This window comes from Thalassovita aquimarina, assembly GCF_018219815.1.
GTDB classification, from domain to species: Bacteria; Pseudomonadota; Alphaproteobacteria; order Rhodobacterales; family Rhodobacteraceae; genus Thalassobius; species Thalassobius aquimarinus.
Genome location: NZ_JADMKU010000001.1, coordinates 76,064 through 89,033 on the forward strand (window position 1 = coordinate 76,064; position 12,970 = coordinate 89,033).

The 12,970-nt window shown below is 63.1% G+C and carries 13 protein-coding genes; 8 read left to right on the forward strand and 5 right to left on the reverse strand.

The genetic code is table 11. The features are described from left to right. The 3 genes from IT775_RS00365 to IT775_RS00375 are packed head-to-tail and all read right to left on the reverse strand — an operon-like array spanning position 1 to position 4,054. Positions 1-2,376, reverse strand: coding sequence for a glycosyltransferase family 2 protein (locus IT775_RS00365; RefSeq protein ID WP_212699087.1), 2,376 nt, complete (start codon positions 2,374-2,376; stop codon positions 1-3). Continuing rightward, entirely contained in the window at positions 2,376-3,026 is a 651-nt protein-coding gene (locus tag IT775_RS00370; protein ID WP_212699088.1) for a sulfotransferase, read from the reverse strand. Before IT775_RS00370 ends, IT775_RS00365 begins: the two co-directional genes overlap by 1 nt. Beyond that, positions 3,023-4,054 (reverse strand): glycosyltransferase family 2 protein, encoded by a 1,032-nt coding sequence (locus IT775_RS00375; protein ID WP_212699089.1) that lies wholly within the window; start codon positions 4,052-4,054, stop codon positions 3,023-3,025. The genes IT775_RS00370 and IT775_RS00375 overlap by 4 nt, the downstream gene beginning before the upstream one ends. Before the next feature lie 229 nt (positions 4,055-4,283). Here IT775_RS00375 and IT775_RS00380 point away from each other — a divergent pair, with 229 nt between their 5' ends. Together IT775_RS00380 and IT775_RS00385 are read left to right on the forward strand one after the other, a co-directional pair. Further along, positions 4,284-5,192, forward strand: a complete 909-nt coding sequence (locus IT775_RS00380) for an AAA family ATPase (RefSeq protein ID WP_212699090.1) — start codon at positions 4,284-4,286, stop codon at positions 5,190-5,192. 72 nt (positions 5,193-5,264) lie between these two features. Next, the gene (locus IT775_RS00385; RefSeq protein WP_212699091.1) at positions 5,265-6,518 is read left to right on the forward strand and encodes a vWA domain-containing protein; all 1,254 of its coding nucleotides are present in this window, start codon (positions 5,265-5,267) and stop codon (positions 6,516-6,518) included. On the opposite strand, the gene IT775_RS00390 is transcribed toward IT775_RS00385, so the two are convergent. Continuing rightward, on the reverse strand, positions 6,515-7,141 hold the full coding sequence (locus IT775_RS00390; protein WP_212699092.1) for a class I SAM-dependent methyltransferase: 627 nt from the start codon (positions 7,139-7,141) through the stop codon (positions 6,515-6,517). The genes IT775_RS00385 and IT775_RS00390 overlap by 4 nt on opposite strands. Before the next feature lie 104 nt (positions 7,142-7,245). Between IT775_RS00390 and IT775_RS00395 the strand changes: the two genes are divergently transcribed. From IT775_RS00395 to IT775_RS00415, 5 genes are all read left to right on the forward strand, one after another. Then, positions 7,246-7,797 (forward strand): YeeE/YedE thiosulfate transporter family protein, encoded by a 552-nt coding sequence (locus IT775_RS00395; RefSeq protein ID WP_212699093.1) that lies wholly within the window; start codon positions 7,246-7,248, stop codon positions 7,795-7,797. 1 nt (position 7,798) lies between these two features. Next, the gene (locus IT775_RS00400; RefSeq protein WP_212699094.1) at positions 7,799-8,389 is read left to right on the forward strand and encodes a YeeE/YedE thiosulfate transporter family protein; all 591 of its coding nucleotides are present in this window, start codon (positions 7,799-7,801) and stop codon (positions 8,387-8,389) included. A gap of 200 nt (positions 8,390-8,589) precedes the next feature. Beyond that, the gene (locus IT775_RS00405) at positions 8,590-9,171 is read left to right on the forward strand and encodes a GNAT family N-acetyltransferase (protein WP_212699095.1); all 582 of its coding nucleotides are present in this window, start codon (positions 8,590-8,592) and stop codon (positions 9,169-9,171) included. Beyond that, positions 9,158-10,123: an XdhC family protein gene (locus IT775_RS00410; RefSeq protein ID WP_212699096.1), complete on the forward strand. Its 966-nt coding sequence runs from the start codon at positions 9,158-9,160 to the stop codon at positions 10,121-10,123. The genes IT775_RS00405 and IT775_RS00410 overlap by 14 nt, the downstream gene beginning before the upstream one ends. Then, a complete protein-coding gene (locus IT775_RS00415; protein ID WP_212699485.1) occupies positions 10,120-11,115 on the forward strand; it encodes a molybdopterin-binding protein in 996 nt (331 codons plus the stop codon). Before IT775_RS00410 ends, IT775_RS00415 begins: the two co-directional genes overlap by 4 nt. A gap of 20 nt (positions 11,116-11,135) precedes the next feature. Here the strand turns inward: IT775_RS00415 and IT775_RS00420 are convergent, their stop codons facing one another. Continuing rightward, positions 11,136-11,639, reverse strand: a complete 504-nt coding sequence (locus tag IT775_RS00420; protein WP_212699097.1) for a flavodoxin family protein — start codon at positions 11,637-11,639, stop codon at positions 11,136-11,138. Positions 11,640-11,916: 277 nt separating this feature from the next. On the opposite strand from IT775_RS00420, the gene IT775_RS00425 reads away from it, so the two are divergent. Continuing rightward, complete coding sequence (locus IT775_RS00425) at positions 11,917-12,927, forward strand: C4-dicarboxylate TRAP transporter substrate-binding protein (protein ID WP_212699098.1); 1,011 nt, start codon at positions 11,917-11,919, stop codon at positions 12,925-12,927. The last annotated feature ends 43 nt before the right edge of the window (positions 12,928-12,970 follow it).

The window sequence follows — 12,970 nt, forward strand, 5'->3', positions numbered from 1 at the left end:
TCAGCTTTCCATGTCGAGCGCCAGCGCATAGGCGACGCGTTCGGTTTCATCGAGCTTGAGGGTCAGGGCCTGCTGGTACAGGTCCTCGAATTCCGGAATCTGATGCAGTTCGGCGGCCTTGGCCCGGTGCCAGTCGAATCCCTTACGGTGCCAGTCGCGCAAGCTATCGTCCGACATCAGCCGGTCATATTCGGCCCGCATCCGGGGCAGGTTGCGTTTGATCGTGACGTCCTTGAAATCCGACCAGTCCATGCGGATCCAGTAATTCAGCCCGATCGAGCGGTCGACATGCAGGGCACGGCCGCGCTGGCGCTTGACCAGATAGCTTTCGGCGCTGCGCAGTGCGTAGTGGTTGAGCTGAATGAGGTCGTAACCGATGGTCTTCTTGGAATTGCGCCAGCCCTTTTCGGCGGCCTCGCGGGTCATGTCCTGACCCGATCCGTTGACCCATTTCACCTCTGGCTTGAACGCATCGCGCAGCTTGTTGGGGCGGTGGCAGCTGATCTTCTCATAGGCGCCAATATTGCGGAACATCGTCTTGAAGCCCCAGACCGTGTGCGGCTTGGGGCAGAATTTCGGTGCGCAGCGGTCGAACTGGTCGATCACGAAACGGTCTTCCAGCCGGGTCACGCCGTTATGGCCGAACAGCCGCCAGGTCATCGCCACGTTGGTCGCATCGTCGATCCGGTCGAAGAAATCAGGCAGGGTGCCATTGCCGCAGCGGATGTTCATGAATTCGTCCACGTCGATATGGGCGATCCAGTCGGCGTTTTGCAGAACGGATTCCTTCAGTGCCTGATTGAGCGCGTGCTGCTGCGGTGAATTGCCCTTCCACTCGTCGTTGTTGCGGTGCTGTACGACACCCATTTCCTGCAGCCGGTCGAGGATTTCGCTGGTCCCGTCGGTGCAATCGTTGGTGTAGATCAGGAAATTGTCGACCCCGATGGCGCGGTGATAGGCAACCCATTCGAGAATATAGGGCGCTTCGTTCTTCATGCAGCCGACGATCAGGGTGCCGGTGCTGCCATCGGGCAGGGCGCGCGGTTCGATCGCCGGGTAGGGGGCGGCAAGCTGTTCCTCATCCACCATTCCCAGACGGTTATGCGGTTTGAAGGACGATGCCAGCAGTTTTTCGTAATTCTTCACCGCCAGCGGCGTCATGATCCGGCGCGCGCTGTCCGACAGCCCGTCTTTCGGGGCTTGCTCTGCCGCGGCCACTTGCGGCGCGGGCGTGCCATTCAGCCGGGCGATATCGGCGGCCTTGGTCTTGCGGTCTTCCTGCGTCGCCTTGTCGATCCGCCAAAGGAAGGCCAGCAGGTACTGCGTTGCGCGGAAGCCTTTTGTCGGGTCGGCTTCCTGCCAGTCGGGCAGCGGGGCATCGGGGGTCAGGCAGGCATCGGTCAGGGCCGGGTGGGCCGCAAGCAGGGCCCGGTTCGCGGCGGCGAAACCCTGCGATATCGGTGACAGCGATCCTGGCGAGATGACCGGGCCGGGAACGGCAATCTCGCCCATGAACTTGCGCCAGAGCTGCCGGTTGATGATCCGGTCCGATTTCTTCAGCAGGTCGAGGAAAACCTCGTTCATAAGCCGCCCGCGGGTCAGCCAGGCCGCCGAAGGTTGCATCGGCGGCGTTGCCGTCGCCGCCCGCCCGATACTGCCGTCGATATCGAACATCACGCGGATTTCATCGGTGGCCGCCTCGGAATAGAACAGCGCCTCGTCATAAGGGCGGCAACTGACCGAACCCGGCCCGAACACCGCTTCCCACTCCGCTTGCAAGCGCGGGTAATCCAACCAGAAAGCCGGGCACTGGGTTTCCTGGAACTGGCCGTTCTGCGGCACGATTTCGTGGCCATCGAGCAGCGCATCGTCCCACCAATCCGCGGTCCCTGCCATGTCCATTTCCATGTCCAGCGACGTCGCCCGCCCGGCCAGAACCTGCGCCGCGTAATGGCGCGCCAGCATCCGACCCTGTTCGTCGATATGCGCGATCACCCGGATGTCGCCCGACAGCGGCGCCAGCAGCGCCTTCAGCCGCTCGATCTCGGACCGGCGGGCTAGCGACCCGCCCAGTTGCGCCGCAGACAGGATCAGGGCTTCGGGCTGTTTCTCGGCCGCGTCGCGGATCAGGCTTTGCTGAACGTCGTTGAACAGCGCGGCCTGTTTTTCCGGCGCTATGAAGCCCCGGTTGAAGCGCAGGGGATCGATATGGTCGGGATCGGTCACCGCCATGTACAGCCGGGTATGGTTCTTCGGGCCCAGCCCGCGCGGGAACAGGTATCCCTTGCCCGCCAGTTGTTCGCGCTTGTCCGACAGGATGTCCTGCAGGCGCTCTGCCCCGGTCTGTTCCAGCCCGATATGCAGGTAGATGCGCATCAGGCGGCCTCCGGTCCGTCTGTGTTACGTTTCCTCTTCGGGCTCCGGTTTGCGCGGCCCCACCATTTCAGTTCGATCCCCAGAAAGGCACCGATTTTCTGCGGCGCGGATTTGTCTGCCACATCGTATTCAAGGAAAACATCTTCGCCTTCGAACAGCTTGCGCATATGCGCGTGATGCGCCGCGATCCACTGCACCCGTTCATGCCCGGTTTCGCCATAGCCGCGCGGCAGCCCCGGAATGGCGTTCTGCGGCAACCGTTCCGCCCCAAGATTGGACCAGCGCAGCATGCTGTCGGAAATCGCCTTGGGATCGCGGTGCGACAGCAGGAATTTCGCCCCCGGATGGTGTTTTCGGATCGCCGCGATCAGCCCCCAGTCGGTCTGTGGCCACAAGCTCAGCCCCTCGCGCAGCACGTTGACTTCGGTGAAGGCGTCGAACTCGTCCATCAGCGCCAGCGGGTCGCCGGTATGGAAATAGCCGTCATACATCAACTTGCCGACGAAGGCCCCGTGCAGGTCCGCATTCTGGGTCTGGCGGCGGCGGATGCGGTAATCGGCGGTCTTCAGCCCGGCGATCTTCAACGCCCGCGCCAGCGTCGTGGTGCCCGATTTCGGCAGGCCGAGGTTGATCACGCGCAGCCGGCTCATGACGCCAGCCCCAGTGCCGCGATCATCTTCTCTTCCTCGGGGGGCAGCTTGCTTGCGGCCTTGAGTTGTTCGCGCATCGCGCGGTAGGCGGGCCGTTGCAGCAATTCGTCCCGCTTGGCCCGGTGCAGCGCGCAGGCCTCGTCATGCAGCGCTGCAATCTCGGGGTCCGATTTCAACTCGGCCAGCGCCTGTTCCAGATCGGGCAGATAACGCCGGATGCTCAAATCCTGCCAAGCGGGATCGTTGCGTTCGCGCCAATAGGTATCGTCGAAATCGCGGTTTTCGCGGTTCACGTCGCCACGGTCGTTCTTGACCAGGTAACTGTCGAGCGAGCGAAGCGCGTAATGGTTCAGCGTCGCGAAATCGCGCGCGCCTTGGGCGGGGAATTTGCGGATGCGGCGCGGATTGGCGGCCACCAGGAAGCGGTGCGGCACGTCGCGCCCCGATCCGTCGGTCCATTTCGGTTGGCGTTTCTTGGGCAGCTTGGCTTTGAAAAACGGCCGGTGTGCGCCGTAATAGTGCAGCGGGAAATCGTGCCGGATCAGTGACTTGACCTCCTGCGCCACCTCGCCGCACCAGATGTCGGGATTGTGCGAGCGGGTGAACTGTTCGATCACCGGGCGGTCCTCGAACTCCTCGATATCGTCATTGGCGAAGAACTGGAAATTCAGCGATATCGCCATTGGGTCGCCGCAGGCCGCCACCAGCGCCGGGATGGTGTGATCGCCCACATGGATGTTCAGGAATTCGTCGACATCGGCGATCCAGACCCAATCGGCATCGAGCACGATATCCTGGCGGGCGGCGTCCTTCAGTGCCTCCATCTGGTAATTGCGCCCCTCGGCCGGATTGGGCAGGTGGCGCACGATCCCGCGCGCCGCCAGCGCGTCCAGCAATCGGTCGGTCGCGTCGGTGCAGTCGTTGGAATAGAACAGGAAATCCGTCACCCCGATCAGCCGGTTGAACGCGATCCATTCCAGCAGGAAGGGGCCTTCGTTCTTCACACAGGTCACGGCGGTCACGCGCATCGGCCTGTTCCCTGGTGTGTCGGAGGTGTCACTCGGTCGCTCTCTGCTCATCGTAGGCGCGGCGGGGTTTGCTTCGGCCGCTTAATTGTTGCCGAAATCATTACAGTTCAGGGGGCTAACCGTCAATCTGCCGACACCGGGGCAGGTGTCGCGACGGGCGACACGCGACAATGGTCGTGCTTGACGCGGGCCGCCAGTCCTGACTGACTGATCCACAGGGAGGACGACGATGAGTGATGTGACTTCGATTGACGACGTGCAGGCGCGGCTGGCCGAACAGGATTACGTTTGCGGCCGGGCCTTGGCGACGGTTCTTTACCTGTCGCTGGAACTGGGACGACCGTTGTTCCTCGAGGGCGAAGCGGGGACCGGCAAGACCGAGATCGCCAAGGCGATCGCCGCCGCCCTGGGCCGCCGGCTGATCCGGCTGCAGTGCTACGAAGGGCTGGACGCGGCCAGCGCAGTTTACGAGTGGAACTTTGCCGAACAGATGATCGCCATCCGCACCGCCGAAGCCGCCGGTGGCGCCGACCGCGACGCGCTCAAGACCGAGCTGTTCACCGAGGACTACCTGATCGAACGGCCGCTGCTGCAGGCGATGCGGCCGCAGGTCGAAGGCCCGCCGGTGCTGCTCATCGACGAGATTGACCGCACCGATGAACCGTTCGAGGCTTTCCTGCTCGAAGCGCTTTCCGATTTCCAGGTCACCATCCCGGAACTCGGCACCGTCAAGGCGCCCGAACCGCCGATCGTGATCCTGACCTCGAACCGTACCCGCGAAGTCCATGACGCGCTGAAGCGCCGTTGCCTCTATCACTGGGTCGATTATCCCAGCTTCGAGCGCGAACTCGAAATCCTCCACGCCCGCGCCCCGCAAGCGGCCGAGGCGCTTTCGCGCGAAGTGGTGGCCTTCATCCAGCGCCTGCGCACCGAGGACCTGTTCAAGAAACCCGGCGTCGCCGAAACCATCGACTGGGCGAAATGCCTGCTGGCGCTCGATGTGCTGTCTCTCAGCCCGGAAGTCATCGCCGACACCATTGGCGCGGTGTTGAAATACCAAGACGATATCCAGCGCCTGCAGGGGTCCGAAGCCAAGCGCCTGCTGGACGAAGCCAAAGCCTCCCTCGAACCGGTCTGATGCTTCTTCTTTTCACAAATATCCTCGGGGGGTGTGGGGGGCAGACAGCCCCCCACCGTGACGGGTGACGCGATGGCGAACCTCCCCGATCTGGAGCTTCCGGAAAATCCGAAACTCACCCACAACATCACCCATTTCGCCCGCGCCCTGCGCAAGGCGGGGTTGCCGATCGGCCCGGGCCGGGTGATCGACGCGATCCGCGCGGTCGAGGCGGCGGGCTTCACCGACAAGTATGATTTCTACTGGACGCTGCATGCCTGCTTCGTGAACCGGCCCGAACACCGCGCCGTCTTTGCCCAGATCTTCCGGCTTTACTGGCGCGACCCGCGCTACATGGAACACATGATGGCGATGATGCTGCCCGCCATTCGCGGCGTGCAGGAGGAGCGCAAGGCGCAATCGGCCGAAAAACGCGCCGCCGAGGCGCTGCTGGAAGGGGTCGAACCGGACCTGCCGGAACAAGAGGAAAACGAAGAGGAATTCCTGATCGAGGTCGATGCCTCGCAAACCATGTCGAACGAAGAACGCCTCAGAACGCTCGATTTCGAACAGATGAGCACCGCCGAGATCGCCCAGGCCAAGAGGATGCTGGCGCGGTTGCGGCTGCCGGTGAAACCGATCCCCTCGCGCCGCACCCGTGCTGCGCGGCATGGGCATGAAATCGACTGGCGTCGCACCATGCGGAGCACGATGCGACGGGGCGGCGAACTGCACGACATCGCGCTGAAGAAGCGCCGCCACCGTTGGCCGAACCTGATCGTGCTTTGCGATATTTCCGGATCGATGAGCCAATACAGCCGGATGGTTTTGCATTTCCTCCACGCTGTCGCCAATGAAAAGGGTGCCGGATGGGCCAAGGTCCATGCCTTCACCTTCGGTACCCGGCTGACCAATATCACCCGACACATGCAGACACGCGATGTCGATCAGGCGCTGGCCGCCGCCGGGTCCGAGGCGCAGGACTGGGAAGGCGGCACGCGGATCGGCGACTGCCTGCACGCGTTCAACCGCGATTGGTCGCGCCGGGTGATGGGGCAGGGTGCGGTGGTGCTTCTGATCACCGATGGGCTGGACCGAGGCGATCCGGAGGCGCTGTCAAAGGAAATGGAACGGCTGCACCTGTCGGCGCGCCGGCTGATCTGGCTTAACCCGCTGCTGCGATGGGACGGGTTTGCGCCGAAGGCGCAGGGCATTCGGGCGATGCTGCCCCATGTCGATGCCTTCCGCGCCGGCCATTCGGTGCAGACGCTGGAAGACCTGGCCGAGGCGATTTCGCGCACCGATGACAGTGGCGACAAGGACCGGCTGATGGCGATGCTCGACTAGGGCGATCCCGCCGGCCGCTTCTGAACCAGCGCGTAGAAGAACCGCTGTTCCGTCCCGCCTGGCGTCACATGGGTATGGCGGCGGCTGTCGATGAGCCGGAATTCCGGCCCCAGCAGCGCCATCAGCTTGTCAGCATCGTATTTTTCGATGACCTGCCCGCTGCATTTGTCGGGCCCGTCGGGGGCGAAGGTGCCGATGACGGCGTAACCGCCCTCCATCAGCGCCTCAATCAGCTTGTCGCGATAGGCCGCCTGATCCGCCGGATCGGTCAGGAAGTGAAACGCCGCCCGGTCATGCCACAGCGCATAGCGCTTTTCGGGCGTCCAGCGCAGCACATCGCCGGCGATCCAGGTCACCGGCACGTCTTCGGGCAGGCGATCGCGCGTTGCGGTCAAGGCGGCCCGAGACAGATCGAGCGCGGCCAGATCGCGGAACCCCATCTCAAGCAGGCAATCGGTCAGCCGCGACGCCCCGGCGCCGATATCGATCAGCGCCGCGTCGGGGGCGATCCCGCTTTGCGCGATCAATTCGAGCGAAATCTCGGGGCGCTCCTCGAACCAACTGACCTCGCCCTCGTCCTTGCTGCGATAAACATCTTCCCATTGCGCGTCGCGATCGGTCATCCGGGGCCCTCCAGCTGTTTGCAGTCCTTTGATCTAAATGCATTCTGCATTTGGAATGTATAAATATATGGTTTTTTGAATGGGAACAAGGGAAGGACAAATTCATGCTACTAAACTGGAAAATAGGGGGCGTGCTTCTCGGGCTCGTCTTCTTCTTGGCGGTGCTGCTGGTCAAGCCGATCGGCGTGTCGACCCAATTCGTCATTCTCGACGGCATCATCGGCGACGCGGTGAATGCCGAACTGGTGACCAAGACCGACGACGGTTTCACATCGACCAACGCCTATCTGGCCAAATCGGGCGGTAAATACGCCAAATCGGTCGCCAATCCGCTGAACTACAGCTTCGTCTTCGTGCTGGCGATGATGGCAGGGGCCTTCCTGTCCACGCTGGCGCGCGGTGGATTGTCGGCACAGGAACGTACCATGCCGGCGCTGTGGCGGGCGAATTACGGCGACAGCGCGGCAAAGCGATATGCGGTGGCCTTCATCGGCGGCTTCGTCGTGCTGTACGGCGCGCGGCTGGCGGGCGGCTGCACCTCGGGCCACATGATGAGTGGCATGATGCAGACGGCGCTGTCGGGCTACATTTTCGCCGCCGGCGCCTTTGCCACGGGCGTACCCGTAGCCATGATGATGTACAGGAAGGAGGCCTGACATGACCTCGATCATTCTCGCAGTCGTGATCGGTGCCGCGTTCGGGGCGGTTCTGGACCGGATCGGCGCCACAAACCCGAGCTGGATCGGCAAGATGCTGAGCCTGAAGCACCTGCACCTGATGAAAACCATCCTTCTGGCCATCGGTACGGGATCGGTCCTGATGTTCGGCGGCCAGATGATCGGCCTGGTCGATGTCGGCCACATGTCGGTGAAGGCCGCCTATGTCGGCGTGTTCATCGGCGGTCTGCTGCTGGGTGCGGGCTGGGCCGCGTCGGGCTTCTGCCCGGGCACCGGCGTTTGCGCCGCCGCATCGGGGCGCAAGGACGGGCTGTTCTTCATCGCCGTTGGCCTGCTGGGCGCGGCAGCCTATATGGTGACCTATCCGGCGTGGAAGGCCAGCGGGATGCTGGATAATATCGCCGGCGGCAAGGTGACGCTGGGCACGGTGCCCGGGTCCAAGTTCGACGGCCTGATGGGCATGTCGGGCGATATCGTCGGGATCATCCTCGGGCTGGCCTTCGTCGTGGTAGCCTTCGTTCTGCCCGAACGCCCGATGGGCGGCGGTGCCGAACCGGTGCCTGCGGAATAAACCCGTAAAAATTCCTAAGACAGGCCCGAGCGCCCCGCAAAAGGGACGCGCGGGCCTTTTCTTTTGGGGCACACCCCGAATCCGAGTCGGCCCACCTTGCCCCGAAGGAAACTCATGTCGTGCAATGAGGTTATGGTTATCTTCTCCCGGTTGCGCCATTTTGCAGGCAAATCCGCCCTCGAGATGGAGCCCCCGCGATCATGGCCGCATGGAAAATCAGACCGCTATCGCCAAAGGATGAGCCCGGCTGGCGGGCTCTCTGGCAAGGCTACAACGCCTTCTACGAACGCGCGGTCGAGGAACGCGTGACCGCCCGCCTGTGGGACCGGATCGTTTCGGAAACGGGCGAACCCTTCGCGTTGGTGGCCGAGATTGATGGCGACCTGGTCGGGATGGCGCATTATTTTTTCCTGCCCTCCACGTCGGATTGGGGGCCGCGCTGCTACATGCAGGATCTGTTCGCGGCGCCGCAAGCGCGCGGGCAAGGGATTGGCAGGGCTCTGATCGAAACCATTCAGAGTGACGCGGACCGGGCGGGGGCGGCCCAGGTTTATTGGCTGACCGACAAGTCGAATACCACCGCCCGCAAGCTTTATGATCGCGTCGCCAAGGAAACGCCGTTCATCAAGTACCGCATGCAGTTTGCTGGCCGTCACAAGGTCTGCTGGCGGCGGGCGGGTGCAGGAATTTCCGCCCCGGCGCAACCGGCACCAATGGACAAGTCGAAATCAGACGCTACCCTGCTATCAAGTGCAAGGGAGGATCGTCATGGAGCGGTTTGATAACATTCCGGAAATCGCGCTCGACTGGCGCCGGGCGGGCAAGGGCGCCGTTCTGGCCACCGTGGTGCAGACCTGGGGCAGCGCGCCGCGCCGGGTGGGTAGCCAGTTGGCGATTTCCGGGGCGGGCGATATCGAAGGGTCGGTATCGGGCGGCTGCGTCGAAGGCGCGGTGGTGGTCGAGGCGATGGAGGCCCTGGAGGAAGGCGAGGCACGGATGCTGGAATTCGGGGTCAGCGACGGCGATGCATTCGCCGTGGGGCTGGCCTGCGGCGGTACCATCCGGGTTCTGGTCGAACCCATCGGCGCGGTGATGCCCGAGGAAATGTTGGCCGAACTGGTCGAGGCGCGGGCGAAACGCACCCCCATTGCTTATGTCGTCGATACCGAGGCCGGGAAACGCCACCTGGCCCGCGAAGGTCATACCGAACGGTTCCGCATGGACCGCTCGGGGTTCGAGGATGACGGCCAGACCTTCGTCGCGATCCACAATCCGCCCTTGCGGATGCTGGTGGTTGGGGCCGTGCACATCGCCCAGGCGCTGGTGCCGATGGCGCGGATATTGGGCTATGATCCGGTGCTGATCGATCCGCGCGAAAGTTTCGGGTCGCAGGCGCGGTTTCCCGGTGAAACCATCCTCAACGACTGGCCCGACGAAGGGGTGCAGGCGTTCGGCCTCGACAGCCGTACCGCGCTCGTGCTGCTGACACACGATCCCAAGCTCGATGATCCGGCGCTGGAACAGGCGATGGGATCCGGGGTGTTCTATATAGGCGCCCTGGGATCGACGCGCACCCATGCGAAACGGGTCGAACGGTTGCGGGCGAAAGGTTATTCCGACGATCAGATCGGCAAGATCCATGGCCCCGTGGGGCTCGATATCGGGTCGGCAAGCCCGGCCGAGATCGCCCTGTCGATCCTGGCTGAATGCACAGCGGTGTTGAGGAAGGGATGAAGTTCGGTCCGGTTCCCGTGGACGAGGCGGAAGGGGCGATCCTTGCCCATTCGGTATCCGTCGATGGCCAGCGGATGCGCAAGGGCGTCGTTTTGCAGCCCGATGATGTCGCGGCGTTGCGCGCGGCGGGCATCCAGGACGTGACCGTGGCGCGGCTTGATCCCGACGACATGCACGAAGACGCGGCGGCTGGCGCGCTAGCCGATGCTCTGGTGCCCGATCCGTCAACGGGGCTGCGGTTGTCGAAACCGTTTACGGGGCGGGTCAATATCACCGCCGACGGGCCGGGCGTGGTGGTGATGGATCAGGACCGGTTGGTGGCGGTGAACGCGATCGATCCGATGATCACCTTGGCCACGGTGCCCTCGTACCAGCAGATGACCGAAGGCGGCATGGTCGGCACGGTCAAGATCATTTCCTACGGCGTGGCGCGGGCAGATATTGACCGGGCCTGTGCATTGGGGGCCGGGGCGCTGCGGCTGGCGCGGCCGGTCTGCAGCACGGCGTCGCTGATCATCACCGACATACCGGGCGGGCCGGGCGACAAAGGCCGCAAGGCGATCGAGGCACGAATCGACATGCTGGGCATGAGCCTGAGCGAATGCCGCGTAGTGCCGCATCGCGAGGCCGAACTGGCCGAGGCGATCGGTGCGGCAAAGGGCGATCTGGTGATGGTGCTGACCGGATCGGCCACCTCGGATGTCTGTGATGTCGCGCCGCAGGCGCTCCGCCGTGCAGGCGGGCGGGTGGAACGGTTCGGCATGCCTGTCGATCCGGGCAACCTGCTGTTCCTCGGGACCTTGGGCGAAAGGCCCTTCATCGGCCTGCCGGGATGTGCCCGTTCGCCCGCCCTGAACGGGGCCGACTGGGTGCTGAGCCGCGTTGTTTGCGGGCTGCAGGTCAGTGCCGCAGACATTGCCGCGATGGGGGTTGGCGGGCTGTTGAAGGAAATCCCGACCCGCCCGATGCCGCGTGCCGGGCGCAAACGCTAGCGACGCGGGCCGATTTCGGGTCAGTCGGCAGCTGGAATTGTCCCGTCGTTCCGTTCGACCAGACCTGCGGCGAAGTCTGCGACCCTGGCCTTGAATTCGCCTGCCTCGATTTCCGCATCGGTGAGGATCAGAACTGCCTCCGGCGGATGGCCGATTTCTTCTTCCAGTTGTTTCAGGGCCTTCCTTGCGCCGCTGCCGCCCTGGGTGACCCAAGCGGCGTAGGATTGCAGCTGCGTGCCTTCTCGGTCCAGCCAGCTCAGGATCGGGGGGCAGACATGGCCTGCCCAGGTGGGGCCACCGATAATCACCCGCGCATACCGCAGGGCAGCGAATTCTGGTGCCCTGATCGGTACGGTTTTGCGGGTCAGGGCCGCCCATGCCGACGCAAGATAGGAAAGAAGCCCGCGTGCCTTATTCTCAACGACAACCTCTTCGCAATCCGCCTCGATATGACGGGCGAGTTCGGCCGCGACCGTACGGGAATGGCCGGTGCGCGAATGAAAGACGATGAGGTTGAGTTTCATGAAGAAAGGTACCGGGGATACGAGGAAAAAAACTGATCGGAAGGGAGGTGTGTTCGAAGGAGGAAAGAGGTGATTCCTAGGCTGTCAGTTTTTTGACGAATGCTGCCGTGTGTCAATGGGGGCTCGGCGAATTTCCCGCTATGCGGTATTCGCGGCGAAGAGGGCAATGGAAATAGATTCCGCAAAATTCCGCCAACAGGCTTGGCAGTCCTTTTGCCCTGCGTTAGCTTCCTGCCCAAGCGGCCGAGAGGAGAAGGCCGCGAATAGGGAGAACATGATGAAATCGATCTTTACCAAGGCCGCCGTTGCGGCCCTTGCCTTGGGGTTTGCCACCGAAGCGATGGCCGAAGAATGGAACGTTTCGGTCTGGGGTAAACGCCGCGCCTTCACCGAACACGTCGAAAAGCTGGCCGAGCTCGTTTCGGAAAAGACCAATGGCGAATTCACGATGAATATCAGCTATGGCGGCTTGTCGAAGAACAAGGAAAACCTCGACGGGATTTCCATCGGTGCGTTTGAAATGGCGCAGTTCTGCGCCGGCTACCACGCCGACAAGAACCCGACCATAACCGTGCTGGAACTGCCTTTCCTCGGCGTGAACACGCTGGAAGAGGAAGTGGCTGTTTCCAATGCTGTCTACGCGAGCGACGCCGCGCAGAAGGATCTGGCGCGCTGGAATGCCAAGCTGCTGATGCCGTCGCCGATGCCGCAATACAATATCGTCGGCACCGGTGAGCCGCGCGACAGCTTGGACAAGATGAACGGCATGCGCGTCCGCGCCACTGGCGGGATCGGCCAGGCGTTCAAGGCGATTGGCGCCGTGCCCACCTCGGTAACCGCGACCGAAGCCTATAACGCGATGGAAAGCGGCGTCGTCGACACCGTGGCCTTTGCCCAGCACGCCCATTTCGCCTATCGCACCATCGACCAGGCCACCTGGTGGACCGCGAACCTGAATCCCGGCACGGTGAACTGCCCGGTGGTGGTCAACATCGACGCCTATGAAGGGCTGAGCGACGCGCATCGCGAAGTGCTGGACAGCTCGATCGCCGCGGCGATGGATCACTACCTTACCAATTATGGCAAGACGCTTGCCAAGTGGGACGAGGTGCTTGCTGAGAAGAACGTGACCAAGGTCGAACTGTCGGAAGACGAGATCGCCAAGTTCCGGGCCACCGCCGCCGATCCGATCCGCGAAGCGTGGATCGAAAAGATGGAAGCCCAGGGCATTCCGGGGCAAGAGCTTTATGATCTTGTCATGGAAACGCTGAAGAAACAGCGCATGTAATCCTTGGCTGTCGCGGACCGTCCCGGATAGGGGCGGTCCGTTT